Below are 26204 nucleotides of genomic sequence, written 5' to 3' on the forward strand. Positions count from 1 at the left end.
CTTCTTGACCTCTGCATACGGGGCAGTCATCGCGGCGGCGGCCGTGACATTGCTTCTCGCCATGTTTCCCGGCAAGCCTCGGCAGCTGTCCTGAGCTGGTCTTGGGATCGCGGCACACTCGGACGCGCGTAGCCGTCCTGACCGCGGCATGAGCGCTCATCCCTCCGGTTGCGGAAGGACAAGGTCTGGCCGATGCACGGAAGCCCGTCGGACGTGCTGGGCGTCACGTCGCTCACAGGGTCGGGATTCGGCCCGGCTTCCCGAATGAGGCTCGCGCAATCACGACACTCCTGTATGAGGAAGATAGAGGAGGCACAGTTGAGCAGGTTCAGTCAGTGGCGCACCAAGAACGCTCGCTCAAGCCTGAAGATATGGCGATTTCTGATGCCGCTCGTGATCGTTGTCATCAGCTGCGGCGCAGTGGCCGGGAAACTGTCGGGCGGGTTCGAAGCGGTCGCCGTGGCGTACGTCTTCATGGGGATGATGTTTCAGATGGCTCGGCTGGACGCTGAGCTTCCCATCAGGAAGAGAAACCTCGTCTTCCAGCCCTGAGCGCCTGGTTCAGGACGGGCTCCGCTTCGCCCTCGGCAGACGCCGCTATTCGGCATGACGGACTTGGTTCAGGTGCCGGAGGCCATGTAGGCGGCGAGGATGTAGCTGGGGTGGCGGTCGAGGTTCTTGCGGGCCCGGTCGTAGCGCATGGTGCTGCGCGGGTCGGCGTGGCGGGCCGCGATCTGCACATCGCGGAGGTCGACGCCGGCGTCGAGCATGGTCGTGACGAAGGTGTGGCGCAGCATGTGCGGGTGCATTCGGGCGGTGTGGACGCCGCCGGCCTCGGCGAGGTGATGCAGCCGGCGGGTGGCGTAGTGTCGGTCCATCCGGGTGCCGCGGCTGGTGCGCAGGATCGCGCCCGAGGTGCGGCCGTCGACGGCGCGCTCGATCGCGTGGGCAACGGCTGGGGGCAGCGGGGTCAGGACCACCTTGCCGCCCTTGCCGTGCACAGGCAGGACGCGGTGGCCGTGTTCCTCGCCGAGGTTCTCGATGCTGGCGCCACAGGCTTCGAAGATCCGCAGGCCGAGCAGGCCGAGCATCACCACGAGGGCGAAGTCGTTGGAGTTGGCCGAGGTGCGGGCGGTGGCCAGCATCGCCTCGAACTGCAGGTGGGTCAGTCCAAGGGGTGGGCCACTCGGCGGGGATCGGAACCAAGACGTTCTCGTAACTAGTCATCTTCGCAGGGTGACCCCAGCTGGCTGGCCGCGACAACGCCGCATTCGTCCCGCAGCAACAGCCACGCGCGGGGTGCGCGGCCGGACGGTCGGGCGCGCTCGATCAGTGTCGCCGAGGTGCTCCGCGCTCCCACCACTGGTTCGGTGCCCGCTCACGGATGTCGCGTGCCACCCACTCGACGTCCGCGCCATTGCAGAAACTTCCAGAGCTCCTTTGCCGCGCGGGAGTATCGGAATAAGGCCTGGTCTGCCTCGAACGCATCCAACTCACCGGCGCGGAAACGGTCGATCTCAACCCCGACTCGCTCCAGTAGAAGAGCCAGTTGAGCTTCGTGATAGGCGCTGACGGTCTCCCACGCCGCACGCCGCTCAGAACTCGGGAACATGCAACTCAGGCTAGTCCGGGGACCGATGATGGGTGTCGCTCCAGCCTCGTCCTGAGCGCGGCAGATGGGCATGTCTGCGGCCCAGCCGCGTCTCTTGACGCATGCCGGGGCCGGCAGATCGGTCAGTCTCGCTCCCGCCAGAGTCGGGGGACGTCGGACGGCCGCTTCTCCGGTGAACCCGCCCATTGCAGCGGTTCGGTGACCACGAGGACCCAATCCGTGCGCTCCCGAGCCCACGCCACAGCGTCCGCTGCCGTGTCGTGGTCGCTCCACTCCCCGCTTGGGTCTTGTTCGCTGTGCTCGACGTGGGCGCTCCACCGACTGCCATCACCAAACCAGGTGACGTAAGCCTTCATCGCCACTGGGGCCACAGCGGGGTCCATGTGCTCATCATGGTTGAACTCACGGGTGGGGGCGCCGAGTCGTACGCGTCCCCGCAACCCCCGGCATGACAGGACGTTTGCGATCGATCTAGCCGTCAACGGTGCGCGGTCCTGACGCGCCCAGAAGCCCCGCGCTCCTCGGCCAGAAGTCAGCCTGCATGGCCTTGCCCGAGAGGCGTGACAGTGCCAGTCTCGGCGCATGCTGCGCATTGGAGCGGTTGTACTCAACGTCGCGAACACCGATGCCTCAGGTTCGTTCTGGTCTCAGGCATTGGGATACGCCCAGCAGCCGCACAATCCCGCCTTCTTGGTGCCCGGCGAGGGCCAGGGGACTCTACTGCATCTCGATCAGGATGACCGCACGCACCTGGATCTGTGGGTGGACTCTGAGGAGGAGCAACTCGCCGAAGTTGAACGGCTCATCTCACTTGGTGCCGAGCGCATCGAGTGGAAGTACCCGGACGATGCGGACTTCATCGTGCTCGCCGACCCTGGCGGGACTCTCTTCTGCGTCATTGACCTGAGCAAGTAGCAGCAGGGCCTGACAACTCGCACGCATCGGTGCGACCGATCGGCGGCAGATGAGTGCGTTTGCCGGGAGGCGCGGGATGCCGCTACATCGGGCGCATCGGGCTACTTGGGCTGCACGGTGAAGTGGTAGATCGCAGGTGGCGTCCGATCGTCGGAGACACTGGCGGGTCCAGCCTGTGCAGACGCCGGCACACGCACCGTCACGCTGAAGCCGAGGTCGTGGCCAGAGGGCGCCCGGGGGCCCAGATCGCGTGTGGAACCGTCCGGGAGGCGCAGCGTGAGACGGACAGCCGGCAGAGGCCCTACCACTGCGGTCGCGTGGTTCGTGTCGTTGCAGGCGTTGGCGTACCAGTGCCCGTAGAGCGTGAGTGCGTCGCCCGGGCTGACCGTTGCTGCCGGCGACCCATAGGTGCCGTTCGCGCCCTGGTCGTCGATGTAGGGCCCGATACATGACGCGGCCCCTCCTGATGCCGGGTTGGCGCAGGCACCAAGAATCGCGAGTAGGGCGAATGATGCCCCCAGTCGAGCAGCTCTCACACTGCGCATGATGCCAGCGGACCCCGGCTGCTAGGACAGATATACCGTCACGTGTTGAACGACTTCATCCACACTCAACGCGGCAGTTGCGGACGTTTCTCCGATTGCCGCTGTGACTACATGCCGCCCCCGAGCATGTCGGTCCCGCACGGAGAGAGACCCACCGAAATCTTGACCATGTCGGCCTTCGCGACGTTCCCGCCGGCCTCTACGACCCATGCGCGGACCTTGCCGCCGCCGTCGCGTGTGAGGCTCACGCTGAGCTCGAGTTGCGCGTGGCTCCACCCGATGATGTGTCCGTCCGGGTGCGCGTCGCCGCTGGCCTTTGCCGCGCGAAATGACTCGGCTACCTCCGCGAGTACCTCTGCAAGAGGGAGGCGGCCGTCGGACTGTTCGTCATTCGTGCTCTCAGTCATCTCCTGAGTGTGAGAGGAGGACCCGGGAGGCAGCGGTGACGACACGATTCTGTCGCCCTGGCTGAACGGCTTGCGGCATGAGCGGTCGCGCCGATATGCCTCAGCAAGGAGACTGCGCACCTCTTCGTTATGGGGGTATTTCGCGACGAGATCCTTGAGGCGATCACGCGCTTTGCGCGCATCACCATGCGCCAGGTCTGCCTTCGCCCGCGCGAGTCCGTCCACGCCGGACAGGATGCCGTCTGACGCTCGGTTAAACCGCCTGATTGCGGGTTGTCCGAGGAGCGGCATGTGCGAGCTGGGTGCTTGCGGTGTTTTGGCTCGTGTTTGTCAGCCGCTACCGAACGTGGCCCCGAGTTCGTCGCGTGCACCTGTCCCGCGCGGATGGGCAAGCTCGGTCCCATCCGGTAGCTGTACCCGCCAGGCGGCCGCGTTAGGGATGACGCCGTGCCCGGTGAAGCGGCAGCCGGCCCCCACGGGTTTCCCCGTCGCGTCGACGTGCGGGCCGGCGTAGATGAACGCCGTGACCGCGGTGTCCACGGTGACGGTTGCGGTCACCGGCGGCCTCGACCAGCGTCGTCCGTAGGCGGGCTCGGTCGGGGTGAACCGGATGACGCTGCCGAGACCGAGGCCCAGCCGGTTTCCCGGACGGTGGACCGTCAGTGGGCACGCACGTGAGGTCCCGGCGAGCAGCGCCTGCACGTCTTGCTCGGGCAGTTCGCCGCCGACCAGAAGGTTCACGGACATCGTGGTCGTTAGCGGCGCGGGCGGCCGCGAGGTGGGCGGCGCGGCGCACGGGTCGCACGAGGGCGACGGCCCCGACCTGGTGCACCCACTCATCGCGAGGACGACGGACGCGGCCACTGTGAGCCAACGCCTGCGCGCTGGCGACCCCTGACTTCCCATGTGGTGCAGGGTGCCGGGAGACACCGCCAGCGGCCAGGACGTTCGATCAATCTGTGATGCGACCGTGACGGATACGTCCATCAAGTGCACGGCTAAGGTCCCTCGTGCTGAGGGAGTGCGGGTCCGATACGTGGGCGCGGGACGGCGAGCCTGACCGCACTGAGAGCGGTATGAGCGAGCGTCTGCCAGGGGTCTCGCGGGCGTAGGAGAGTGCAAGTGCGTCGGCACTCGACAACACGGCCGCCCGTACGTCATGCCGACTGGGCCCAGTCGGACCGCGGTCGCCGAGTGTGTCACCTGGCGAATGTGAGGTCCTGGCGCCACCGGCCGTTCGCGCCCGGGACGGAGTGCGATCCGTGCCCTCGAGGGGAGCGTGACGAGGTTGGGGGCAGGCAAGGGTTTTCCCTATTCCCCCGGGCGCGCGTCGTTCCTACCTTGGAAGGGAAGCACTCAGTCGGGTGCGGACAGAAAGCTTCAGGAGGGTCGTCATCTGTGGACGCCGTCAAGTTCGTCCGCACCCTCGCCGGCCGCGCCGAAGGACCAGGTGTCCTGCAGCACGAGCTCCGCTTTGGCCCGCACGCACCACCACGCGAAGCACCACTCGAAACACCACATGAAATCAGTGGAAGGACCGCACCGCCATGACTGCTCCCATCCCCGCCGGCACCACGAGTGCCGGCACCGCCAGCGCACGCACCACCGGCGTTCGCACCACCGATCTCGTCGGGCTGGCACAGCGCTTCGCAGACGAAGTCATCAACGGCCGCGACCTCGACGTCGCCCTGCGCGAAATAGTCGTCGAGGACTTCGTCGAGCAGAACCCCCTGCCGGGCCAGGGACCCGGACGCGCCGGCCTGGCCGGCGTGCTGGCCGGCATGTTCGCCGGGTTCCCGGACCTGCACTGGATGCTGCAGGACACGCTCGTGCAGGACGACCGGATCATGACGCTGTCCACCTGGACCGGCACCCACCTCGGCGAGTTCGTCGGCTTCCCAGCCACCGGTCGCAGTGTGAGCGTGGAGGCCTGGACTGTGGACCGCTACCGGGACGGGCAGCTGGTCGAGAGCCGCATCATCATGGACATCGCCGGGATGCTCGGGCAGCTCGGGCTGATCCCCGGACCGTACGGCGGCTGAGCCCACGACCACGCGCATCCTCGTCTACAGCGACGTCGTGCGCCCCAACTCCCCAGCCGGGCAAGGGCTATCACGTCATCTTGGTCCCCACCAACGGGCAGGCGGTCGCGACCGGTGAGCACTACGAAACCCATCGGGCGTGGTGGGAGGTCATCGAGTCCGCCCGGAAGAACGTGCGCCAGGAGGAACTGGACGACCCGACGGCCAAGAAGGACTGACCCGTCGGTCGTACGAGCCGCGGGACCACGGCCGTGCTCGACGGCGGTGTCCGCGGACCCCTCGACGACCAACGTGGGTTGCGCAGTCCGACTGCCCTGACCGCGCCAGATCCGGTAACCGGCCTATGTTCGGTCGCCGCGATCCAGGCCGGGGTTATCCGGCCCTCCTCGTACTCCCACGAGCGGTCTTGGGCGCCTCGATGCAACTCCGTCACTACGGCGTCAAGCGGGGTTTTCGGCCCGACGTCGAGGGCGAGCATGCCGTACACAGACGCACCCTCCCCGTAGACACCTAGCGAGGTGAAGGGCTCCAACGCGCGTGCCAGGTCGCCCGAGTGGACCGTCACGGAAACAGATCAGGCGAATGGTCACGTGATCGGATCGCTGCACGATCTCTTTGAACACCGGGTGAGAGTCGGGTTGGGATGCTTCGGCTCGCACCACGTCGCCCACCGCCAGATCGGGAACGAACCAGGGCGGGTTGTCGATGCGGTATCGATCCTCGCCGAGATGGAATGCCCACGCCCGCTCGGAGCCCACCGGCGGCCAACCGTCCTCAACCGCCAGCTCAAAGATCGCGGCGCGCCGCCGCGGGCTGCCGCGGGTCCGTACCCATCCCTGCGTCTGCACCGGGCAGGCCCCTGCCTGTGCTGTTCGGGTCGGTCGCGTCGGCCTCGAGCTCGAGCAGCGACTGGCTGGAGAGCTCCTCGAGGTAGCGGGTGCGGCCCCCGCGGACCCCGAAGAGGCGCTTGGCCACGATGAGGTAGACCACGGCGAGCACGTTGATGGCGAAGGTCAGCACGTGCGTGATGGTGGCCGAGACGAGCAGGTCGCGGATCTCGATGGGCAGGAAGAGCGACGTGGCGACGACCGTCAGGTACTCGGCCCACCGGCGGGTCAGCCAGAGACCGATCCCCTCGACGAGCTCGATCGCCGCATAAACCGTCACCCCGACCGCGATCCACGTCAGCGTCGTGTGCGAGGCGTTGACGGCCTTGTCGTAGTCGCGTACAAGCGTCGAGCGGTCGATGTCGAAACCGAGCTGCTCGGCGAGCGGGCGCGCGATGGGCAGGTCGGAGACGAAGGCCTGTCGCAGTGCGGTCTGCGCGCTAGCGAAGCGGAGGATGCCGTATGCAGCCGCGAGCAGCAGCAGCCCGCGCACGATGCGCTCGACCGCCAGCAGCCGGAGAATGATCTCCTGGCGCAGCGCCTTGCCCCGGGCCGGGACTGGCGCGTCGGCCGCCGGGCCTTGCTCGGTCGGGCTGCCGACGGCGTAGTCGCCGCAGCGCAGGCACCGCCACGCATCACCGACGGGCGTCTGCACGTGCAGGCGCGCACGCAGCTGTTCCTCGGTCGGCTCGTACAGCACGTGCCCCCGGCGTCCGCACACCCGCAACTCTCGGCTCGACATGGACGGGGAGCATAACGGCGTGCGCTGGACGCGGTTTGGAGCCGACGTCCAGACGTGTGGCGCACCCCGTCACGCCCTGCTGGACTCTAGGGCGACGGACAGCGGCGTGCATGACCTGACACCGGTCCGGCCGCGTCACCGGCGTCACCGGCGTCACCGGCGTCACCGGCGTCACCGCCATCACCGGCGTCACCGTCGCGGTCCGCGACAATGCGTTCATGGCCGGCGCCCGAGGGTGGCGTCTGGGTGGCCGGCGAAGACCTGCGCGTCGATGACCTCGGCGGCGTGGCGGAAGGAGAAGATCGAGAAGGGCCCCCGAGGCCACTGTGGCAGCGCCCAGGGTTCGCGCATCCCGACTGCACCGGTCCTACCAGCGGCTTGATCGTGCGGTGCTGCCAGTCAGGAACTCACTGGTCGACCAGCGAGCCAACGTCGGCGATCTCCCACGCTTCAGCAATCTTGCCGTCGTCAAGGTGGCAGATAACCGCTTGGTCCAAGCGGAAGGATCGACCGCTTCCGGAGATGCCGGCGAAGTCGTGGCGGAGTGTCCCGGTGACGATGACACGTGCCATTTCCACGGTCCCCGCTGCGACAACCTCCTGCACCTCGTGGCGAAGGTCAGGCATGGCGGTCACTGCCTCGCGCCACACCTGCTTCTCCGATTCAAGGTTCTCAGTCGACAGGCCCCGCGGCGCATGGACTACGACATCATGATGCAGGAGGTCATCGAAGGCTTCAACGTCACCCGCGTCACCGGCGGCCAGCCAGCGGGCAAGAACGGACAGGGTCTGATCCACGCTTCATTGTCTGTCCAGAGTGGTGACGCGGGCCTGGGATACCGGTTAGCAGTGGCCCAACGGCACGATCGTGCTGGTAAGGGCGGATTCGGGCGCTTGGCAGTCACGTCACGGCATCGGAGTTGAAGGCGTGAGGCGTCATGACGAACGCCGAGGTGAACTCGTCCGATGCCGGCTGCGGCACATCTACTGGCAGACCGGCTCGTGACATGGCCTTGGGGAACACGTCACGGTTGAAGGTGTCCAAATGCTCTTTGGAATCCCATACCTCAGTCATGTCAAAGCCGCGGTCGGTGGGATAGGCAACGTGAAGGAGCAGCCCGTCGCCGCCGCCTTCCTCGGCGAGCACCTCCTGAACCCCTTTGTGCATGGCCCTGTATGCCTCGATTGGCGCAGGAACGTGCATCGTGTCCGTACATGGCCAACCTCTATCTCGATCCTTCGATCAGCGCAGCGGCCGGACGTTGTCAAGGGAGATGGAATCGCGGCTTCGCGGGTACGGGAGACCTACAGCGGCGAAGGCGGCCGCCTCCGCGAAGGCGGCCGCCTTCGCGGAGGCCGGGCTGGGCGACCCGGGCGTGCTGCGTGCCGTGCTCGGAGGCGCGTTGTACCTGACCGTGGTCGGACTGCTCGGCCTGGGCCTCGGCGCCCGGCCGCGCAACACGGCCCTCGGTCACTGAGAGCCACCCGCCGCTCGCCCGCACGGTGGCAGATGGGCATGTCGGCGGCTCGGCCGCGTCTCTTGACGTCTGCCGGGCCTGGCAGATCGGTGAGTCTTGCTCCCGCCAGAGTCGGGGGGACGTCGGACGGCAGCTACTGCGGTGATCCCGCCCATTGCAGCGGTTCGGTGACCACGAGAACCCAATCCGTGCGCTCCCGAGCCCACGCCACAGCGTCCGCTGCCGCCTCGTGGTCGCTCCACTCCCCGCTTGGGTCTTGTTCGCTGTGCTTGACGTGGGCGCTCCACCGATCGCCATCACCAAACCAGGTGACGTAAGCCTTCATCGCCACTGGGGCCACAGCGGGGTCCATGTGCTCATCATGGTTGAACTGACAGGTGAGGGCGCCGAGTCCTGCGCGTCCGCGCAACCCGCGGCAGTTGCGGATGTCGCGGGTGAATCTCCGCTTCTCAGCCGACCAGCACGGCGTGCATGATCGCCTGTCCTCTTGAGTCGTTCACGACGTTCGGACGATACCCAGCGGTGCCGTATGCCGTGCCGACCTGGGGCTGGCGCCTGCCGATGCCCTGCTGATGGCCATGCCGTCCAGCGAGGTCATCCCGGCAGAGTGACGCCCCAACTGGCAGGCGGGTGCGGACAATCATCCATGAGAGGCACCCGCAAGAACGTGAGCACCGTTGGCGCCGCACTGGTGCTTGCAGCGGTGGCGGCACTCAGGGCGTGTTCAGGCAGCGGGTCCGTGTCGTTACCGGCCCGTGTTGGCACAGGCCCTAGGCGGGCCCTCGTCGACTCCTCGCGAGGTGGACCCCGCCATGCCCTCGACCAGGTCATTGCCTCCGTCGAAGGAGGCAGCTCGGGCCCGGCCCCGTCCAACTCGGCACCAACGGCAACGTCCGACGCGAACTGAAGACCTGGAGGGCGTCAACCGACCACGCAGCAACGAAGAAGTCAGGCCCACCGGTCAACTTCCCTGACGCTGCTCAGAGCCCATGCGCAAACCAGAACTGCTCACCACACCAAGAAGGAGAGCGTGAATGTCATGACACCCATCGAGAGTCCGACGGCCACCGGCGAACCGCTACTGGCCTGGCTCGAGCGCCGAACATCGACGTCGCGCATCCGCGAGCTGGAGTTCGACGACCCGAAGCTGGAGTACCGCCGATTGTTCAGCGAGGTCTGGGGCACTTTCCTGCTGGTCATGGTCGCGGCCGGCGGCGGCGTCGTAGGCGCGACCGCGTTCGGCGGCGACCTGACGCTGGCCATGAAGGCCCTGGCCCCCGGGATGATGGTGATGGGCATCATCTTCTTCATGGGCACAATCTCCGGGGCTCACCTCAACCCGGCCGTCACGCTGGCATTCGCGGTCCGAGGCAACTTCCCGTGGCGTCGAGTACCCGGCTACGTCGTCGCTCAGGTCGTCGGAGCCGTGCTGGCCTCACTGTTCCTGCAGGCCATGTACGGCGGCATCATTAACGGCGCCACGGAACCCACCAAGGACGTCAGCCCCTGGGTCGCGATGCTCACCGAAGCCATCCTGACCCTCGGGCTTGTCAGCGTGATCCTCGGCACCGCCTCCGGCGCCCGCAACGTCGGCATCAACGGAGCACTCGCCGTCGGTGCCTACATCGGTCTGGTGTCGGTCTGGGGGGCCCCGGTCTCCGGCGCCTCGATGAACCCCGCCAGATCGTTCGCGCCCGAACTCGTCGCCGGCAACCTCTCCAACTACTGGATCTACCTCGTCGGCCCGATCCTCGGCGCGATGGTCGCGGTCACCTTCGAGTTCATCCTCAAGGGCAAGGCGACCAAAGCCGGCGCCGAAGCCGCACAGGGCGTCCTCGACGAGAGCCCCGGTGGCCTCTGAACGGACAGCGCCTCGGGGACGACCCTGGCGACCACTCGGGCGGTTGGCATCAACAGTCTCCAGGGCCGCGCACGCTGGCCACCCAGGGGGAACGATCCCGTCGTTCACCACGGGGACGACCTCATCATCTGCATCACGGATGCATCGCAGCGGGCGCTGGGCAACTTCGACCTGAGCCGAGGAGCATGCCCGCGACATACCGCGGACCGTACCGGAGCTGACAGGCGCTCATCGGCATGTAGGTGAAACACGTTCACCCGACAGACGGCGGATAGGCGGAGGTCGAGACAGCGTTTCGGACGGGGGCGACCACGCACATGTACCGAGACGGCGACGGCACCGGCGGCGAGCGGGTCCTTGGTAGTTTGTGAGGATCAGATAGCGGATAGAGGCGGCAGATGTCGACGCACTCGACACTCAGCGGCGGCGAGTCCCCTGAGCGTGGGAGGGCGGCCAGAAGAGACGTTCCGAGATCGGCCCACGGCGACTGGAGTCCCTCACCCGGTCGACCGGATCCGGTTGACGTGCTCCGTGCTCAGGCCGCGACCCGGGTGCAGGAGCTGGTGCCGATCCGCTACGGGCGGATGCTGGTGTCGCCGTTCACCTTCTACCGCGGCGCGGCGGCCATCATGGCGACCGATCTCGCAGCGACTCCGGACTCCGGCATCGTGGTTCAGGTGTGCGGCGATGCGCACATCTCGAACTTCGGGGGCTTCGCGGCTCCCGACCGCAGGCTCGTCTTCGGGCCCAACGACTTCGACGAGACGCTGCCCGGCCCGTGGGAGTGGGACGTCAAGCGGATGGCGGCCAGCGTTGAGATCGCCGGTCGCGACGTCGGACTGCCGGCTGATCGCCGTAGGCGCCTGGTGAAGGCGTGCGCGCGTGAGTACCGCGAGGGGATGCGCGGGTTCGCCGACGAGAGCCACCTCGACGTCTGGTACGACCGGCTCAACGCCAGTGAGCTCGTCGATCGTTTTGGCGGGCGGCTGGGGCCGCGAGGGCGGATCCTGTTCAGTAAGACGTTCGCCAAGGGACGGCGCAAGACGAGTCTGCGCGCGGTCGACAAGCTCACTCACCGGGTGGGCGGTGAGTTGCGCTTCCGCAGCGTTCCGCCGCTGCTCGTCCCGCTGCGCGAGCTCCTCGACGCACCGCATGCCGGTGTCGAGGAGGAGTACGTCCGCGAGCTGCTGGTCGAGTACGCCGCCGGGCTCGACGAGGACCGACGGTTCCTGTTCGGCACCTACGAGTTCGTCGACATGGCGCGCAAGGTTGTCGGCGTCGGCAGCGTCGGGACGCGTGCCTGGGTGGTGTTGCTCGTCGGTCGCGGTGGTCTGGACCCGTTGGTGCTGCAGGCGAAGGAGGCTCAGCCCTCGGTGTTGGAGCCTCACCTGGGGGCGAGCACGTTCGAGAACCATGGCGAACGGGTCGTGCAGGGGCAGCGGATTTCCCACGCAGCCACCGATATTTTCCTCAGCTGGCAACGCAGTCAGGGTCTCGATGGCAAGGAGCACGACTTCTACGTGCGTCAGCTCTGGGACTGGAAGGCGTCCGCGGACCTGTCGGCGCTGCCTGAATCCGGTCTGCATGCCTACACGCGGGCCTGCGGCTGGTCGATGGCCCGCTCGCACGCCCGGTCCGGCGACCGGCTGGCGATCGCGGCCTACCTGGGCGCCGGCCCCAAGTTCGACCAGGCGATCGCCCGGTTCGCGGCAGCGTACGCCGACCAGAACGAGCGGGACTACCAGCGCCTGAAGGATGCGGTGGCCGCAGAGGAGCTGGAGGCGCAGACCGGCTTGTGAACCCGTGCGGGAGATCGAGGGACGGGGTCGGGTCCGGCAATCATCAGCCGCTCGCCCGCCCCATCAACCCGGCCGGGAATGCATCGCTGCGGACGCATGGCGGGATTCCCAGGTCCGGGTGAGATCCGTCCGGCGCAGGGGAGGGGCATGTCCGACTCACATGCCAACCAGACGAACAGGGGCCTGACGACGAACTTCGACGACTCCTGCGACGGCGCGTCTTAGTGGGCGCTACGCGGCGGAGTGACGCACGATCCGCGGCAAATCCGGTAAGGGTCTCGCGCTGATGAGCGGACGTCCGCCGTGCCAGGCGTAGTAGGTGCTCTGGTTGATCGCGCGCGCCACGTTGCGCTCGTCCATCCACGGGTAGGTGCCTCGAATGTGTGCCGCGGCGGCCGCAGCATCGTCACGCGACCATGTGCCGTGCGCCGCACCCCAACGGTTCAGGACCCATTCTTGATCGAACTGCGAGCCGCCTCGACTTCCTTGGCGAGGGCCGCACGCTCCTCGGGACTCAGCCCGGGCAGCCGTTCTGCTGCCAGTACCGCGACGTCGCGCCGCCAGTCGTCTCCGAACTCGAGCGCGGCATCGAAGAGCACGTTTAGCGCATCCTTGCCCCGCTTCCGAAGGAACCGCACGTGCACAGGTTCCCACGCGGTCCATCCTGTTGCTCTGTACACGCCGACCGGCCCGACGATCAGCGGCGTGGTCTGATGAACGTCCTGCCCGCGGCATTTCCGGACGTTGGCCGGCGGTTTCCGCTTGCTCGCCTCGGTGTTCGGTCAACCGCTGACATGGGCGGTGTTGTCGAGCCAGTGCTGCGCGAGGCCGGAGTCACCCTCGACGCGGATGTGGGCCGCGTGGTCGGCGAGAGGAAGTCGTCGGGTCAAGGCCAGCAGCAGTGATCTTGCTGGGCCGCTCACGGTGACGTCGGCCTGTTGCGCTCTGTGCTGCCACTTCGCCCCGTCTGCCTGCCGTTCGATGAACCATGCGCCATCATCAGCGATGTCGGTGGCGGCCCACTGCAGGGTCTGCCCGGTGCCCCGGATGGCGTGAGCGGATTGCGGCCGCTGCATCTCCCACGTGGGAGATGTGAGCATCGCGAGGTGGTTAGTGATGAGCATGGCTGCGATGTCGGCGTCGATGTCGAGCGGCCGACCCGCGGTGTTGGCGGCGTCGAAGCCGTGAACGACTACCTCGTTGAGGACGCTGACCAGCCAGAACCAGGTCCCGGACCGCTTGTCACCCGCGGGGTTGAACACCGGCGCGTCGAGCGCGTCATCAGAGCATGCGCTTACGATGCGCCGCGCGGACGCCGACAGCCACGTTTGCCAGTCCTCGGAGTTCGTGGGCGCCTCGACGAACTCGGTCGGCAACTGCGTCGGGTGCGTGATGCGCCGCTCGATGATCTCCGCGACCCAGTGCTGGGTCTGGCCCACGTGCGCAACCAGATCGGCAGTTGTCCACCCTGGGGCGGTGGGCACGCTAGCGGCGGGTCCGGCCGCTACGGCTGATTCCGCCAGACGCAGGGTGTGTTCGAGGATGCCTTGCCGTACGCGTTCCGCGTTCAACTTCGTCATTGACTTCGGGCTCCCTTACGACCGCACAAGTTGTCCGGCGAGCGTAGTCGCCCGCGGAGCGGCATGTGCGGACGCCGGATCGGTCTCGGGTCGAGGCGCACGACGCGAGGTCAAGTCCGGATCGGTGGTGTACGACGGTGATCCGTTGAGGTCGTTCGTTTAGGCGGTGATCGTGGCGGCGATCAGATCGTTCGGTACCTCCTCGGGCTTGTCGTCGGCGGAGCGCTCGGTGAGGACGGCTCGGGCGTTCTTCAACGGGCGAGGATGTCCGCCCGGGCCAGCTCGAGGTGCTCAGCCACCGTCGGGAGCTTCTCGTACAGTCCCTCCAAGACCCGGTCGAACTGGCCGTTCACGGCCTCGGCGTCGGGCTGGTCGTACACGCTGTGCAGCAGCGCCTTGACCCACCCCCACTGCGACTTCGGCGTCGCGGCCATGAGGTTCGCGGCGTAGTGGGTGCGGCACCGCTGCCAGGACGCGTTCGGCAGGGTCGCCCCTATAGCCTCGACCAGGCCGGCGTGCGCGTCGGAGGTCACCAGKGCCACATCCTTGAGCCCGCGGGCAGTCAGGTCCCGGAAGAAGCCGAGCCAGCCGGCGCTCGATTCGGTTGTGGTGGTGTGGATCCCGAGGACTTCCCGGTAGCCGTCAGCGTTGACGCCGGTGGCGACCATGACCGCGACCTTCACGACCCGGCCCGCTTCGCGGACCTTCATCGTCAACGCGTCCGCCGCGACGAACGTGTAYGGCCCCTCGTGCAGCGGCCGGGTGCGGAATGCGGCGACCTGCTCGTCGAGGTCCTTGGCCATGACCGACACCTGCGACTTGGACAGTCCGGTGATCCCCAGCGTGCGGACGAGCTTGTCCATCCGCCGGGTGGACACCCCCAGCAGGTAGCAGGTCGCCACGACCGTCGTGAGCGCCGCCTCGGCGCGGCGGTGTCGCTCGAGGAGCCAGTCCGGGAAGAASGWCCCTTCGCGCAGCTTCGGGACCGCGACGTCGATGGTGCCGGCGCGGGTGTCCAGGTCGCGGTGGCGGTAGCCGTTGCGACGGTTGGTGCGCTCGTCGCTGCGGACCCCGTACTCGGCGCCGCACACGCTGTCGGCCTGCGCGGACAGCAAGGCGTTGATGAACGTGCCGAGCAGCTCACGCATCAGGTCGGGACTGGCCTGGGCCAGCTGCTCGTGAAGAAAGGCGGCAGGGTCGATACTGGTCTTCGCGGTCATCGCGATGCTCCATTCGAGGGTGCTGTGAGAGGTTCACTCGAAGGATCACGCGGTGACCGCACCTGCATGTGCAGGGACACGCTCACCGGTGTCGTCGTACACCAACGCTATGGACTCAACTCGACTCAGGGCGATGCCGCGCCTAATAGTCGCCCTGGATCTGCGGACACACGTTGATCGCCCCGCGCCAGGTGGGTCTCTAGGCGGCGCCCGACTCGGGACCTTCGTCCCTAGGCCCCCGCAGTGTCGCCCGGAAGACTAGAGCACCAGCCGGATCAGCCGAGCCAGAGGTTCTGCCTCGCACCTGCCCAGCCGTGTGGCCTCTGGTGCTCGGTCACTACACCGGGAACCAACCCGACATGCCACCAAGCGGAGAACCAGATGTCTCACGAATCCGACCGCCAGACCTTTCTCGACTGGCTTGACCAGCCCGAGTCGTTCCCTACCAGGCTCGCCAAAGACGAGTCGTCCACGATCGAGGAACTACTCGAGTGCGACGACACCCTGCCTGGGCTCTACTGCTCACAGCTCGGCCTGCCTCAGGGCTCGAGCTACGCCGAAGCAGCGCGTGGCTTCGCCCGACAGTATCGGCTCCGCAGCGCGGCGCCCGCTCGACGGGGGGCCAGCACCTTCTAAGGAGTGCTGGCTCAGCATCGAGGTTCGGGATGGGGAAGTCCCCGCGGGCGTGTGGCGGACCGGCCGCGGTGACGCCTTGACCGAGACAGCTCTGACCAGCGGCGGGACGGAATGGAAGTGGCACACCCCCACGTGGGGCGTCGTTCTCGAGGTCGCGTTCCGGGACGAAGGCGCGCGCGCCGCATTCCCGGCCCTTCTGGCCGTGCGTGCCGCGCTCGACGCCGTCCCGGATCCAATCCGCGGCCTCTACGTCTACCCCGGTCGCGGCGGTGGCTCGGCGTTTCGGTTACGTGTGCCGCGCCGGCCGGCTCCGAACGCCGGTGCGGCAGCGGTTGAAGAGCCGACGGCGCAGTTCCTGGAGCTCACTGCGAAGACTGCTTCCGACTGGCGCGGGACGACGACTGCGTGCGCCCACTGGTTGAGCGCTCGGCGGTGCGGTCGGTCGCCGGGTGGCGTCAGGGGGAGGAGCCGTGGAGTTGAGACCGAGCCTGCGGAGCATAGTTCCGTCGGCGTCCCGCCTGACGCAGCAACATCCGGGCGGCACGTTAAATCCGCCTGCCGCCATTCGACGGGTGACGGAAGCACCATCACCAACTGTGAAGGAGAAACGCCAATGCGCACCCTGATGTCCACCTCCTTCGTCTCGCTCGACGGCAAGCTCGACCCCACCGGCGGCGACCCAGGGCTGCACGACACCCAGTGGACCTTCAAGACCGTCGACTTCCTGCCGGAGGCCTATGAGCTCAAGGGCCGCGAACAAGAGGAGGCGGGCGCCCTGCTGCTGGGGCGCAGGACCTACCAGCTGTTCGCGCCGGTGTGGCCCGGCATGGCGGAGTTCGCCCGCTACAAGACCCTGCCCAAATACGTCGTCTCCACCACCCTCGAGGAGGACGACCTCATCGACGACTGGGGCGAGACGACAATCCTCCGGTCGGTCGACGACGTCGCCACACTCAAGGAGAGCGACGGTGACCCGCTGCTCGTGCACGGGAGCGCCACCCTCAACCGCGCGCTGCAGGAGGCCGGCCTGATCGACCGCTACCACCTGCTGGTGTTCCCGGTGCTGCTCGGCGCGGGCAAGTCACTGTTCAGCGACGCCGACATCGTCCCCCAACGACTACGCGTCCTGGAGCACCAGCTCTACGCCAACGGCATTCAGAAGCAGGTCCTCGACGTTCTCCGCTGAGCGTCCCAAGACCGTGCGCACGCGCACGGGTGAAGCTCGGTCGCTCACCAGACCGGGATTGCAGGGGGTGCCGCACGCGCATGATCGGATGCGCCCCGACATCGACGGACAATGAGCGGGTGCCACGGGCCAAGACGTCACAGCTATTCACCGTTCAGGGGGACGCGACCGACAGCGAGGTCGCCTCCGTGTGCCGGGCCGCGCGGCGTGCGCTGTGGGAAGACTTGGCGTGGTTGGAGGTCGACCTGGCGGGCTTGGACGACGATCTTGACTGCGCCGAAGCCGTGGCGGCTCTATACCCGCTGCGCAAGCGACACTGGCTGAGCAAGCAGCTGCACTCCGTCGCTCATCTCGTGCCGGGCCGAGACGACGACAAGCGCTCTGCCGTGATGCCGCTGCTATCACGCACCATCTACTCGGCGGGCCTTTCGCGTCATGACGGCCACATGGTCTTCAACGCGGACGACCGTGGAACGTCGTGCGTTTTCGAGTTGACGGCCGAACAGCTCGCGAGGCTGCAGGGCTCGCTTCTGGCCGAAGGCAAACGCGTCGACGTTTTGATCCCCTGGCGCAGCCGCTGACATAGTGGACGCCCGATCGGCGGCATGTCCGGTAAACGCCTCACGCCGATGACAGCACGTCTGGGTCGCCTCGACGGCGGCGGTCAGGCCGCCGGCGTCTCGGGTATTGACGACGCCCGCACGGTCCCCAAGAAATGCTTCGCCTCTAGGTCTGAACGTGAGCAGTGCTCCGCGCCGCGCGAAACCACGAACACTGGCGCGGAGGAACTGCTCGAGTCGGGCTGCGAGGTTACGAGAGAGTCTTACTGGTCGGTGGGTCCGTGGGGGCTTTCTGCCACGGCCAGCGGCCGGTGATCTCGAGCTCGAGGGAGAAGCTGAGAAAGGTGCGGATCAGCACGATGAGCGCCAGGACGAGGACGCTGGACAGTGTCGGGGTCACGGCGACGGTGCGAATGATGTCGGCAGCCACGAGCAGTTCGAGGCCCAGCAGGATCGTGCGTCCCAGTTGTTGGCGGAACTGCCGGTAGGTGCCTGGCTGCTGTCCGCGGGCACTCTGGGCCGCTCGCACTGCTGCGACGACGGCGCCGATGACCAGAACGACGACCCCGGCCGTGTCCATGCCCTTGCCGGCTAGCTCGACGGCCTCGCTGAAGTCCACGTCGTTCCTTCCCGTTCATCGGTGTCTCCCACTGCAGGTACCCCGCCGGAGACTGCGAGGCAAGAGGATCCGAGGACGCACGACTACAGTGGCAGCCCCAGGAGATCAACGGCAGGCGGGACACGCAGTTGGGCATCAACGCCGGTCTGCCGTCTTCATCCTCGACGATCCCTCCGGTGACTCGTGGTGCATGAAGTCGGCCAGCCTCATCGTCGACCCAGACCAGACGCTCGGGAGCATCGAGCGACTCGGCGACCGTCTGCGGCCCGCCCCCGACTGGTCGTTCCGGACCCTGGAACTAAAGGAGGATCTGACCCTCACGCCGGACGGCGGGCAGTCAGGGTCACTCAGGACGAGCTAGGAACACCTACGACCGCGTCGGGGGACCGTTCAGCAACTACAAGCCCTGAGTCCAGGACGGCATCTGAACAGACCCTTGGCTGGACTATCACGGCCGACCGCGTGCGCTGCTGGAGGTCGGTGTAGGCAGGTCTGAGGTCACCGCTCCAACCTGTCTGGGTGGCCCCGTTTCGACCGTCGCTATGCCCTCATTTTGCACAGCTGTCAACGGGACTACGTGTGGTCCGTTCGGAGTCTGCCGACCTGAGCGGGGGCTACCGCACATCGGCACGACCGCCCGTCGACACCACCGATCCGCGGCATGAGCGTGGTTACGTACCTAGGCTGCAACGGTGACGGACGTGATTGTGCGGGGTACAGCGTTGCGCTGGGAGTCTGACGACTTTCCGGGCTGGATCGAGGTCGCCGTAGCGGACTCAGCCGGTCGGACTCACTACGTCATCGGCAAGGTGCCCGTCCTGACGAGTCGAGACATCACCGCGGCGTCGACGTTCCCCAATGAGCTCTGGCTCCGTGCCAGGTACAAGCGCATGGATGGTTATGACGTCATCGTGAGTTTCGACGAGGGCGTCGAGACGATTGAGGGCCTCGATGAACTGGCTATCGCCGCCGATGAGGTCCGCTGGCTGTGACAGATGCGGCCTGACGGCGGCATGGGCGGACGTCGGACACGACGCCTAGTTCTTGGCGTCGGCGCCGCTTTGGATGAGATGCACCTGGCGCCCGGTGCTGGCGTCCACCAGGACCCTGTCGCCCATCGGTTTGCTGAGACGCACCACCACCAGATCGCTGCACCCCGGCGAGGCATCGTCCGGCGGCGGGATGGCGCTCAGTGTCACCCGCACCTCCTTGGCCGATTCGAAAACGCGTGAGTCGTGGGGCTGTCGCTGGCATGCGTCGACGGACAGAGTGATCGTTGTCGAGTCGACCGTCGTCACGAGTCCTTCATGGAATGGCACGGCCGTGGCGGGCGCCCGCGCCGCACAGGCCGTCAGGACATACGCGAGGAGCAGCAGCTCGGTGCCCAAGCGGAGTCGGTGCAGGGGGCCTCGGGTCACGATGGTTTGACACCTCCAGTCCCCAAAACGTTGCGCGCTGGCGCGGCCCGAGCTGGGTTGAGAGCCTGCGACATGCGGCAGGCCGGGCGTCGGCTCGTAGCACCGCCGCTTTGGCAGCTTGTCTTGAGCCGTGGCCAGTGCCAGGTCGCCAAACCCGTTGCGAGATCAAGTGGTCCCGCTGAGACTGGCCGGCGTGACCGGATCCAAAGGCGATATCTCAGACAAGCTGACTGCTCGGCTTCAGCGTGCCCTCGATCGCTCGGAGGCGGTTCGCATCACGCGCGGAATCCCAGTCGCTGATGTTCTAGAGGGGTACCTCATCGCGTCCAGCGCGAAGTGGACGCTGCTTGCAAGTCTCGCTGACGACTTCACGATCGACGGCCACATCGCCATGCGCACCCGTCACATCCACCGAGTGCAGCGGCACCCCAAGCACGAGGTTGCCACCAGGCTTCTCACCCAGCGCGGTCAATGGCCCCCGTCCACCCTGAATCCGATGCCACCACTGAATGGCACTGGGCCGCTGCTCCAGGGCCTGGCGGCTCAAGTGCCAACCCTGTCGGTGTTTGTCGAGACCGACGACCCCGAAGTCTGCTTCATCGGCGTGCCTGTCGACTGGACCGACCGCGCGATGTGGCTTGACGAGATCAGCCCCAAGGCGACGTGGGACGACACCATGTCCAAGTGGCGCTACCGGGACATCACGCGGGTCGATGTCGGAGGGCGCTACGAGGCCGCCCTGTTCGAGGCCACCGGCCCACCGCCAACCCGATGAGGCAGAGCCGCCCGGCCGAACCGCCTGGTGACGACCCGGGCGTCCGAGCAGCATCCTCAAGCGCGGAGCGGCATGATCGGGCGAGCGTAGCCGCCCTCAACGCGGCAGTTCCGGACGAGCGTGTGTCGCCCTCAGCGCCGTAGAGCCGAACGTCATGCTGCTCGTGCATCTGCCGCATGCAGGGTGACCGGGATGAGGGGCTGCGGCCCTGCCGAAGCACGGGAGGGTGTCGCCGACGGCTGAAGACTGATCAGAAACGACCCCGTCGATCCCTGGTCAGATTTCACCCGTCGTTGACAGAGGGAACTCAGGACTTGAAGTTGGGCTACTGGGGCATCGGCGGCAGATCACCAGAAGTCCGTCGGCGAGCGTCCTTCCAAGTGCGAAGCTTGCTCCTTGCTCGCGGGAAGAAGCCGACACCCGCGCAGCGATCCATCTTCCTGCGCGGCGCGGTGGACGATGACGCACGAGTAGGCGACCAATGCGGTCGCAACCACCAGGAGGCCGCACCGTGGACCGTGCCGTCAGCGCCGGACCGAGCTGAGCCCCGCCCTCGCGTCCCCGGTCTGGCTCAGCGGAGCGTCGGGCCCCGGCGGGTGCTGGGGAGGGCTCACCGCCACCGGGGGCGATAAGACGTCCGGGACCGTCGGCTCGCCCGAGCGCAGCACGTCTCGGGGTTCGGGTGTGCACTCCTTATCGGGAGCGGCGCATTCCAGGAGGAGCAGTGCGAGATCGTCGCCGAGGCGGGCTGCGGGGGTGTGCCGCCCGACGGCTTCCAGCACGGCGTCCATGGCCTTGGGGACCTCTGGTCCACTCAGCGCCGGGCCCAACGCGAGCGGTGAGAGGAACTCCCCGTCACGGTCACGTGCCTCGGACAGGCCGTCGGTGTACAGCAACAGCCGATCTCCCGGGGCCCACGGCACGGTCCGATCCCGGTAGGGCTGGCCGTCAGGCAGGCCCATGCCCAGCGGTAGTCCCGGCGGGGCCTCCAGTAGTGCCAGTGAGCCGTCGCTGCGGCGCAGCAGCGCCGGTGGGTGTCCGCAACTGACCAGGACGACGCGGGAGGGGTCCGAGACGTCAACCAGGAGCGCGGTGACGAACTCTTCGGGTTCAAAGAACTCGGTGAGGTAGCGGTCCATGGCGTCGGCCACCTGTGGCAGCGTCGGTTCGAGGGCCGCGGACTGGCGGAACGCGCGGATGACCCGGGAGGCCTGCTCGACCCCGGCGATGCCTTTGCCCCGGACGTCACCCACGATGAACCGCACCCGTTCCGGGTCGTTCGACGCGGGGCTGGTGTACCGGTAGCAGTCGTAGAGGTCACCGCCAACCACGGCGTCCTGCGCGGCCGAGATGTACCGAGCCGCAACCCGGACCGGCCCTGCCTGGGCGGGCACGATCGGCAGGATCGCTCGCTGGGCCACGTCGGCGATCGCGACCAGCCGGGCGACCTGTCGTTCGCGCCGGACCCGGACCGTTGCGACCGCAACCGCGCTGACACCGACCAGCAGCACATCAACGATGCGGACCACCTGCTGCGTCGATCCCCAGGTGTGATTCCACACCCCCGAGGCCGCGGTCAGGACGGTGGCCGCGACCGCCACGAGGGCAGTCCACGCCGGGGAGAGGACCGCGCACGCGACGAGCGGGGCGATCCCGTACAGGACGCTGAGCGTGAACGTCCGCCGAGGATTCAGGACGTCGATCAGCAACACCAGCGCTAGCCAAGCCACCGACGCGCCAAGACCCCTCAGCGACGCTCGCTTCTCAGCATCCATCTGTGGGCCTTGCGTCACACCACCGACCTCCTTCGAGGGCATCTGTGCGTCTCACTCCCGCGGAATCAGCTCCACACTTCATAATCTGCGTCACGGCGCTCCGCGGCGCTGCTGTGACCGGAGGCCCGACCCCGCAACCCAGTGAAGAGTGATGGAGCGATCCCATGGACGAGGAGCCAGCGGTGTCGCCACCGGCATGGCGTAGGGCCAGCTCAGGACAGTGTGGCTCCTGCCCTGTTGATCCTTCTCATGGCAGTCTCCCACCGGAACACCCACACATCGCCTGGTGATTCACCCTCTGCGGCATATCCGGACGTCTATCGCTTGGAGAACCCCCACAGTGGTGGGGACAGGACCTCTAGAAAGCGTCCCCACCGCCCGTGACGCTGAGCCTCCACGTACGCCCTCGTACGCCCTCCAGTTGCGTCCGACGGCTCGGTTCAGGAAGAAGCCGTAAGCACCGCCCAACGAAAGAATCACCGCTGGCACCGCGTCATCGCGCCTCGGACCGCCGAACCCGAAGAAGGCGGCCACGGCGGCCGAAGCTAAGAGAGTCAAAGCGAGGGCGACCGTCGCCGCGCGATACGCCCAGACGAAGAGGCGCCGACCGGTGAGCCCGTCTCTGTACTGCGCTTTGTGGGGCGCGGTCCCCTGGCCGGGAACCTCAGTGTCTGGCACAGGCACATCCTCACATGGGTTCCGCGTCGGCCCCCGAACTCATCGGCACGACCCCGTCGGCGGCATGAGCGTGAATCCTGTGACTGCTCTTGCTGGAATGCTGAAGGCAGCTGCGGAGTCAGATGTCGATCATGCGTTGGCAGTGTTCGACGAATCGATGAGCGATGGGCTGGCGATCCTCAAGTGCTAGCCGTACACCTTGAGTCGGATCGGCGATATCGCCGCGACTGTCAAGTAATACAGCGGTGCCCTCCGGGGTGAGCCGCCACGAGAGGCCGTTGTTCACTACTAGCCAATCGCAGAGATACATCGCCAGCGCGTGGACGACTGCTGCTGCGTTCACAGGGGGCCTGTCGTCCCGACTGATGAAGGCGTCGACGCGATCGAGCCCTGCCTGGTCATAGGTCAGGTTGGCGAGTCCCGTGGGCAGCTCTGAGTAGTCCCCGATCGGCTCGGGGACGTGGAGGTCCGGGATGCGGCTCGTCTGCTCTTCGTAGATCGCGAACGGCTTGGGGGGTTCTTCAGATGGCAGTCGTGGTGTCGGTGTGTCCATTCCGGCCTCCGGGGTGCTGAGCTCGCCGAGCAGCCAGTGTGTCAGGCACTTACCTCGCGATGTCCCGGCGACGACCGCAGCGCGGCAGATCCGCGCGTTACTTCAGGGCAGAAGATCCCAGTACTGCCGCCGGGCCGGCATCGCGTGGATGACCATCTCCTCGCCACTCTGGAAGATCAGCACAACGATCTCCAGCAGTCGCGCTTGAGTGTCGAACCCGAGCCGCAGCTCGCGGCGTGGCCACTCCTCTTCCTCCAGGGGCTCGATCCACAGCGACAGGTCGGCAGCGTGGACCGCGTCCTCGGGCAGGACCCCGTGCTTGAGTGCACTGCGGTGGACCTTCACGCGGCGTAGCCGGCCAGGGCCCGTCGGATCGCCTCGGAGCGAGACAGGTGCTCCCGCGCCGCGTAGTCATCGAGCGCCGCGATCTCCTCGGCGGTAAGCCGCACGGCGATGACTTGCGTGGGCTCGGCTCCACGCCCCGGGCGCCCTCGCCCGCGGCGCTTCAGCTGCTCGACGTCATAACCAGCCTCGGCTTCGTCCGCCCACTTCTGGACCTGCTCGTCCGTCACTTGGTCATCACCCGGCATGACAAAATCGTATAACGAAAACCGATCGTCGGGGAAGGCCGCGTCCGATCATTGTCAGGATCAGTCTTCTAAGTGCCGGCGGCCATGTATGCGGCGAGGATGTAGTTGGGATGGCGGTCGAGGTTCTTGCGGGCTCGGTCGTAGCGCATCGTCGTGCGCGGGTCTGCGTGCCTGGCCGCGATCTGCACGTCGCGTAGGTCGACGCCGGCGTCGAGCATGGTGGTGACGAAGGTGTGGCGCAGCATGTGGGGGTGCATGCGGGCGACGTGGACGCCCCCGGCCTCGGCGAGGCGGTGCAGTCGCCGCGTGGCGCAGTGGCGGTCCATCCGGGTGCGGCGGCTGGTCCGCAGGATCGGGCCGTCGATACGTCCGTCGACAGCGCGGTCGATGGCGCGGGCCACTGCCGGCGGCAGCGGCGTCAGGACGACCTTGCCGCCTTTGCCGGTGACGCGCAGGACGCGGTGACCGTGTTCCTCACCGAGGTCCTCGATGCTCGCGCCGCAGGCTTCGAAGATCCGCAGCCCGAGGAGGCCGAGCATCGCGACGAGGGCGAAGTCGTTGACGTTGCTGGAGGTGCGACCGCTCGCGAGCATGGCTTCGAACTGCAGGTGGGTCAGCCCGAGGGTGGGTGACTCGGTGGGCACGTTCGGCCGGCGGACGTGCTCGGCTGGTGAGTGTGCGAGGACGGCGTCGATGACGCAGGTTCGGTAGAACCCGGCGACGACGGCGATGCGTCGGCTCACGGTGGAGGGCTTGTAGCGGCGGGTCTCCTGCATCCAGCGGATGTAGAGCTCGAGGTGGGGTCGCTGCGCGGTCAGCGGGTCCAGGCCATGGCTACTGCACCAGGTCAGATACGCGCGTAGGTCGGACTCGGTGTGGACCCGGGACTGGCCCTTGAACCGGGCCAGGTAGGCCGCGACAGCGCGTCTGAGCGTGTCAGATTCGGGAGGCAGTGGGATCGGGACCAGGACGTTCTCGTAGGTGCTCATCTGCAAGCGTGACCCCGGTCCGACACTCGGGAAAACGTCCGTAACCACGCCAGTCGCGGCATGACCGGACGTCTCGAGGAGACTCTCCGAGGACCTGCCACGAGATACATTCGTCGAGTGCCGACCGATGACAAGTTGCCATACGAGGTCGCGGGGAAGACCGTCTTCGTGTCACCGGAGATGCTTGAACGGCTGTCGTCGCCAGACGGCTGGGGCAGCCTCACGGTCGAAGAACTCGCCGAGGTGGGGATTCTCCCCGGCATGTCGCCGTTCGAAGACGAACCGCCGCGCGGGGAGTTCAGGCCCGCGGAGTAGCGCACCTACGGACGCGCGGCTGCCCATCGATCTACCGGTCTGCGGCAAATCCGGTAGACCAGAGGAGACTGTCTGCCATGACGGTTGACGAGGTCGACGCCTATCTGGCAGGGCTAGAGGAGCCGAAACGGACCACACTCGGCGCACTGCGCCGGTCGATCCTGGCCATCGTCCCGGACGCCGAGGAAGGCATCTCCTACGGCATGCCCGCCTTCCGGGTCGACGGGAAGGTTGTCGCAGGCTTCGCGGCGTTCAAGAACCATCTCGTCTACCTGCCCCACAGTGGCGAAGTGCTCACCGTGCTCGGTGACCGCCTCACGCAGTACGAGTGCACGAAGGGCTCGCTCCACTTTCCGATCGACGAGCCGCTGCCAGATGACTTGGTGAGAAGCCTGGTGGACGCGAAGCTCCGAATCCTGAACCGCTGAAGATCGAGTTCTCGACCGGGATCGATCGAGTCGGTCGGCGCTCTCGGCAGCCGGCCCCCGGCGTGAACTCCACGACTTCTCCCGCGTCGCGGCAGCTCCGGACGTTCCTACCTCTCTGGCGTTGTCAACGCAAGAGTGCTGAGGACAATCCCCGTCAGACCGAGACTGGCCCCCGCCAGGCTCAGGTTGCCGACGATCGTGAAGGTAACGCCCAGCGCTATGCCGACCACCGCAACAGCCACAATGACGGTACGGCGTGCCCGGCTGCTACGGGACCACAAGGTGTCACGCCTTGGCGCTGTCATGAGTTCCATCCTTGCAGGGCCGCACAACGGACGGTGGGCGTTTAGTGCTGGCTCTACCGAACATTGCACCTGCACCTGCGGCACCAGGCAACGTCCGATATTCGGCACGGCCGATCAGCGGCAAGATCGGACGTCCCGTCCGCGGCATAGAAAGGCGTTCTGCGCGGTCGGGTCTGGCGTGGCGAACGTCCTCCTGATGCGCTTGTCGGGCTTGGTGTCCCACACGCAAGAAGGAGGACGTTCATGAACAACGGTAGTGGCGTTTCCCGCGGTGATCGGAACCGGAACGC

Annotated in this window: 30 protein-coding genes and 2 pseudogenes; 13 read left to right on the forward strand and 19 right to left on the reverse strand. The window is 67.0% G+C overall.

Going from position 1 to position 26204, the window contains the following annotated elements; all coding sequences use genetic code 11:
• Nucleotides 1-192 precede the first annotated feature (192 nt).
• On the forward strand, nt 193-552 hold the full coding sequence (locus AB4030_RS21875) for a hypothetical protein (protein ID WP_442281310.1): 360 nt from the start codon (nt 193-195) through the stop codon (nt 550-552).
• Nucleotides 553-620: 68 nt separating this feature from the next.
• On the opposite strand, the gene AB4030_RS21880 is transcribed toward AB4030_RS21875, so the two are convergent.
• Nucleotides 621-1169 carry a tyrosine-type recombinase/integrase gene (locus tag AB4030_RS21880; protein ID WP_442281338.1) on the reverse strand — a complete coding sequence of 183 codons (549 nt, stop codon included), beginning with the start codon at nt 1167-1169 and terminating at the stop codon, nt 621-623.
• Between the two features lie 1025 nt (nt 1170-2194).
• Between AB4030_RS21880 and AB4030_RS21885 the strand changes: the two genes are divergently transcribed.
• Complete coding sequence (locus tag AB4030_RS21885; protein ID WP_442281311.1) at nt 2195-2527, forward strand: VOC family protein; 333 nt, start codon at nt 2195-2197, stop codon at nt 2525-2527.
• A 652-nt stretch (nt 2528-3179) separates the two neighbouring features.
• Here the strand turns inward: AB4030_RS21885 and AB4030_RS21890 are convergent.
• The 3 genes and pseudogenes from AB4030_RS21890 to AB4030_RS21900 all read right to left on the reverse strand — a co-directional run bounded on the left by AB4030_RS21890 (nt 3180) and on the right by AB4030_RS21900 (nt 4220).
• Nucleotides 3180-3479, reverse strand: a complete 300-nt coding sequence (locus tag AB4030_RS21890) for a trypco2 family protein (protein WP_442281339.1) — start codon at nt 3477-3479, stop codon at nt 3180-3182.
• 93 nt (nt 3480-3572) lie between these two features.
• Nucleotides 3573-3770: pseudogene (locus tag AB4030_RS21895) on the reverse strand (DUF6584 family protein); the annotation flags it as partial.
• A gap of 39 nt (nt 3771-3809) precedes the next feature.
• Nucleotides 3810-4220, reverse strand: coding sequence for a hypothetical protein (locus tag AB4030_RS21900; RefSeq protein WP_442281312.1), 411 nt, complete (start codon nt 4218-4220; stop codon nt 3810-3812).
• Between the two features lie 806 nt (nt 4221-5026).
• Here AB4030_RS21900 and AB4030_RS21905 point away from each other — a divergent pair.
• Nucleotides 5027-5521 (forward strand): ester cyclase, encoded by a 495-nt coding sequence (locus AB4030_RS21905; RefSeq protein WP_442281313.1) that lies wholly within the window; start codon nt 5027-5029, stop codon nt 5519-5521.
• An 80-nt stretch (nt 5522-5601) separates the two neighbouring features.
• Nucleotides 5602-5739: a DUF1508 domain-containing protein gene (locus AB4030_RS21910; protein WP_442281314.1), complete on the forward strand. Its 138-nt coding sequence runs from the start codon at nt 5602-5604 to the stop codon at nt 5737-5739.
• Nucleotides 5740-5961: 222 nt separating this feature from the next.
• Here AB4030_RS21910 and AB4030_RS21915 read toward each other — a convergent pair whose 3' ends face one another.
• From AB4030_RS21915 to AB4030_RS21935, 5 genes are all read right to left on the reverse strand, one after another.
• On the reverse strand, nt 5962-6369 hold the full coding sequence (locus AB4030_RS21915) for a DUF4265 domain-containing protein (protein ID WP_442281315.1): 408 nt from the start codon (nt 6367-6369) through the stop codon (nt 5962-5964).
• The gene (locus AB4030_RS21920; protein ID WP_442281316.1) at nt 6308-7150 is read right to left on the reverse strand and encodes a DUF2127 domain-containing protein; all 843 of its coding nucleotides are present in this window, start codon (nt 7148-7150) and stop codon (nt 6308-6310) included. The genes AB4030_RS21915 and AB4030_RS21920 overlap by 62 nt, the downstream gene beginning before the upstream one ends.
• Nucleotides 7151-7366: 216 nt before the next feature.
• Nucleotides 7367-7501: a hypothetical protein gene (locus AB4030_RS21925; RefSeq protein WP_442281317.1), complete on the reverse strand. Its 135-nt coding sequence runs from the start codon at nt 7499-7501 to the stop codon at nt 7367-7369.
• A gap of 56 nt (nt 7502-7557) precedes the next feature.
• Entirely contained in the window at nt 7558-7947 is a 390-nt protein-coding gene (locus AB4030_RS21930; protein ID WP_442281318.1) for an ester cyclase, read from the reverse strand.
• Between the two features lie 103 nt (nt 7948-8050).
• The gene (locus tag AB4030_RS21935; protein WP_442281319.1) at nt 8051-8296 is read right to left on the reverse strand and encodes a hypothetical protein; all 246 of its coding nucleotides are present in this window, start codon (nt 8294-8296) and stop codon (nt 8051-8053) included.
• 127 nt (nt 8297-8423) lie between these two features.
• Between AB4030_RS21935 and AB4030_RS21940 the strand changes: the two genes are divergently transcribed.
• The 3 genes from AB4030_RS21940 (at nt 8424) to AB4030_RS21950 (ending at nt 12287) form a co-directional block, all read left to right on the forward strand.
• Nucleotides 8424-8627, forward strand: a complete 204-nt coding sequence (locus AB4030_RS21940) for a hypothetical protein (RefSeq protein ID WP_442281320.1) — start codon at nt 8424-8426, stop codon at nt 8625-8627.
• A 1039-nt stretch (nt 8628-9666) separates the two neighbouring features.
• On the forward strand, nt 9667-10488 hold the full coding sequence (locus AB4030_RS21945) for an MIP/aquaporin family protein (RefSeq protein WP_442281321.1): 822 nt from the start codon (nt 9667-9669) through the stop codon (nt 10486-10488).
• A gap of 524 nt (nt 10489-11012) precedes the next feature.
• Complete coding sequence (locus AB4030_RS21950; RefSeq protein ID WP_442281322.1) at nt 11013-12287, forward strand: DUF2252 domain-containing protein; 1275 nt, start codon at nt 11013-11015, stop codon at nt 12285-12287.
• Nucleotides 12288-12730: 443 nt separating this feature from the next.
• Here AB4030_RS21950 and AB4030_RS21955 read toward each other — a convergent pair whose 3' ends face one another.
• The 3 genes and pseudogenes from AB4030_RS21955 to AB4030_RS21965 all read right to left on the reverse strand — a co-directional run.
• The gene (locus AB4030_RS21955) at nt 12731-12886 is read right to left on the reverse strand and encodes a hypothetical protein (protein WP_442281323.1); all 156 of its coding nucleotides are present in this window, start codon (nt 12884-12886) and stop codon (nt 12731-12733) included.
• Between the two features lie 183 nt (nt 12887-13069).
• Nucleotides 13070-13867 (reverse strand): maleylpyruvate isomerase family mycothiol-dependent enzyme, encoded by a 798-nt coding sequence (locus AB4030_RS21960; RefSeq protein ID WP_442281324.1) that lies wholly within the window; start codon nt 13865-13867, stop codon nt 13070-13072.
• A gap of 257 nt (nt 13868-14124) precedes the next feature.
• A pseudogene (locus AB4030_RS21965) lies at nt 14125-15087 on the reverse strand (IS256 family transposase); the annotation flags it as partial.
• Nucleotides 15088-16336: 1249 nt separating this feature from the next.
• Here AB4030_RS21965 and AB4030_RS21970 point away from each other — a divergent pair.
• On the forward strand, nt 16337-16909 hold the full coding sequence (locus tag AB4030_RS21970) for a dihydrofolate reductase family protein (protein ID WP_442281325.1): 573 nt from the start codon (nt 16337-16339) through the stop codon (nt 16907-16909).
• 119 nt (nt 16910-17028) lie between these two features.
• Nucleotides 17029-17490: a hypothetical protein gene (locus tag AB4030_RS21975; protein WP_442281326.1), complete on the forward strand. Its 462-nt coding sequence runs from the start codon at nt 17029-17031 to the stop codon at nt 17488-17490.
• A 229-nt stretch (nt 17491-17719) separates the two neighbouring features.
• Here AB4030_RS21975 and AB4030_RS21980 read toward each other — a convergent pair whose 3' ends face one another.
• On the reverse strand, nt 17720-18088 hold the full coding sequence (locus tag AB4030_RS21980) for a DUF1622 domain-containing protein (RefSeq protein WP_442281327.1): 369 nt from the start codon (nt 18086-18088) through the stop codon (nt 17720-17722).
• A 692-nt stretch (nt 18089-18780) separates the two neighbouring features.
• Between AB4030_RS21980 and AB4030_RS21985 the strand changes: the two genes are divergently transcribed.
• A complete protein-coding gene (locus AB4030_RS21985) occupies nt 18781-19080 on the forward strand; it encodes a hypothetical protein (protein WP_442281328.1) in 300 nt (99 codons plus the stop codon).
• A gap of 45 nt (nt 19081-19125) precedes the next feature.
• On the opposite strand, the gene AB4030_RS21990 is transcribed toward AB4030_RS21985, so the two are convergent.
• On the reverse strand, nt 19126-19476 hold the full coding sequence (locus AB4030_RS21990) for a hypothetical protein (protein ID WP_442281329.1): 351 nt from the start codon (nt 19474-19476) through the stop codon (nt 19126-19128).
• A gap of 223 nt (nt 19477-19699) precedes the next feature.
• Here AB4030_RS21990 and AB4030_RS21995 point away from each other — a divergent pair, with 223 nt between their 5' ends.
• Nucleotides 19700-20281 (forward strand): hypothetical protein, encoded by a 582-nt coding sequence (locus AB4030_RS21995; RefSeq protein ID WP_442281330.1) that lies wholly within the window; start codon nt 19700-19702, stop codon nt 20279-20281.
• 524 nt (nt 20282-20805) lie between these two features.
• Here the strand turns inward: AB4030_RS21995 and AB4030_RS22000 are convergent.
• From AB4030_RS22000 to AB4030_RS22020, 5 genes are all read right to left on the reverse strand, one after another.
• Complete coding sequence (locus AB4030_RS22000; RefSeq protein WP_442281331.1) at nt 20806-21993, reverse strand: PP2C family protein-serine/threonine phosphatase; 1188 nt, start codon at nt 21991-21993, stop codon at nt 20806-20808.
• Nucleotides 21994-22852: 859 nt separating this feature from the next.
• On the reverse strand, nt 22853-23287 hold the full coding sequence (locus tag AB4030_RS22005) for a hypothetical protein (protein ID WP_442281332.1): 435 nt from the start codon (nt 23285-23287) through the stop codon (nt 22853-22855).
• Nucleotides 23288-23389: 102 nt separating this feature from the next.
• Complete coding sequence (locus tag AB4030_RS22010) at nt 23390-23632, reverse strand: toxin (RefSeq protein ID WP_442281333.1); 243 nt, start codon at nt 23630-23632, stop codon at nt 23390-23392.
• Nucleotides 23629-23877, reverse strand: a complete 249-nt coding sequence (locus AB4030_RS22015) for a ribbon-helix-helix protein, CopG family (protein ID WP_442281334.1) — start codon at nt 23875-23877, stop codon at nt 23629-23631. The genes AB4030_RS22010 and AB4030_RS22015 overlap by 4 nt, the downstream gene beginning before the upstream one ends.
• 68 nt (nt 23878-23945) lie before the next feature.
• Nucleotides 23946-24866: a tyrosine-type recombinase/integrase gene (locus tag AB4030_RS22020; protein ID WP_442281335.1), complete on the reverse strand. Its 921-nt coding sequence runs from the start codon at nt 24864-24866 to the stop codon at nt 23946-23948.
• Nucleotides 24867-24983: 117 nt separating this feature from the next.
• Here AB4030_RS22020 and AB4030_RS22025 point away from each other — a divergent pair, with 117 nt between their 5' ends.
• On the forward strand, nt 24984-25181 hold the full coding sequence (locus tag AB4030_RS22025) for a hypothetical protein (RefSeq protein ID WP_442281336.1): 198 nt from the start codon (nt 24984-24986) through the stop codon (nt 25179-25181).
• A gap of 77 nt (nt 25182-25258) precedes the next feature.
• Complete coding sequence (locus AB4030_RS22030) at nt 25259-25609, forward strand: iron chaperone (RefSeq protein ID WP_442281337.1); 351 nt, start codon at nt 25259-25261, stop codon at nt 25607-25609.
• Nucleotides 25610-26204: the final 595 nt, after the last annotated feature.

Origin of the sequence: Terrabacter sp. 2YAF2 (genome assembly GCF_052114705.1) — a bacterium.
In the GTDB taxonomy this organism is placed as follows: Bacteria; Actinomycetota; Actinomycetes; order Actinomycetales; family Dermatophilaceae; genus Terrabacter.

What these genes read in the sequence shown, in the direction of transcription:
- AB4030_RS22020 (WP_442281335.1), bottom strand. Translation starts at nt 24,866, where the DNA reads ATGAGCACCTACGAGAACGTCCTGGTCCCGATCCCACTGCCTCCCGAA.
- AB4030_RS21940 (WP_442281320.1), top strand. Translation starts at nt 8,424, where the DNA reads ATGGAATCGCGGCTTCGCGGGTACGGGAGACCTACAGCGGCGAAGGCG.
- AB4030_RS21920 (WP_442281316.1), bottom strand. Translation starts at nt 7,150, where the DNA reads ATGTCGAGCCGAGAGTTGCGGGTGTGCGGACGCCGGGGGCACGTGCTG.
- AB4030_RS22005 (WP_442281332.1), bottom strand. Translation starts at nt 23,287, where the DNA reads ATGGACACACCGACACCACGACTGCCATCTGAAGAACCCCCCAAGCCG.
- AB4030_RS21875 (WP_442281310.1), top strand. Translation starts at nt 193, where the DNA reads ATGCACGGAAGCCCGTCGGACGTGCTGGGCGTCACGTCGCTCACAGGG.
- AB4030_RS21945 (WP_442281321.1), top strand. Translation starts at nt 9,667, where the DNA reads ATGACACCCATCGAGAGTCCGACGGCCACCGGCGAACCGCTACTGGCC.
- AB4030_RS22015 (WP_442281334.1), bottom strand. Translation starts at nt 23,877, where the DNA reads ATGCCGGGTGATGACCAAGTGACGGACGAGCAGGTCCAGAAGTGGGCG.
- AB4030_RS21885 (WP_442281311.1), top strand. Translation starts at nt 2,195, where the DNA reads ATGCTGCGCATTGGAGCGGTTGTACTCAACGTCGCGAACACCGATGCC.
- AB4030_RS21960 (WP_442281324.1), bottom strand. Translation starts at nt 13,867, where the DNA reads ATGACGAAGTTGAACGCGGAACGCGTACGGCAAGGCATCCTCGAACAC.
- AB4030_RS21970 (WP_442281325.1), top strand. Translation starts at nt 16,337, where the DNA reads ATGCGCACCCTGATGTCCACCTCCTTCGTCTCGCTCGACGGCAAGCTC.
- AB4030_RS21925 (WP_442281317.1), bottom strand. Translation starts at nt 7,501, where the DNA reads ATGCGCGAACCCTGGGCGCTGCCACAGTGGCCTCGGGGGCCCTTCTCG.
- AB4030_RS22030 (WP_442281337.1), top strand. Translation starts at nt 25,259, where the DNA reads ATGACGGTTGACGAGGTCGACGCCTATCTGGCAGGGCTAGAGGAGCCG.
- AB4030_RS21890 (WP_442281339.1), bottom strand. Translation starts at nt 3,479, where the DNA reads ATGACTGAGAGCACGAATGACGAACAGTCCGACGGCCGCCTCCCTCTT.
- AB4030_RS21905 (WP_442281313.1), top strand. Translation starts at nt 5,027, where the DNA reads ATGACTGCTCCCATCCCCGCCGGCACCACGAGTGCCGGCACCGCCAGC.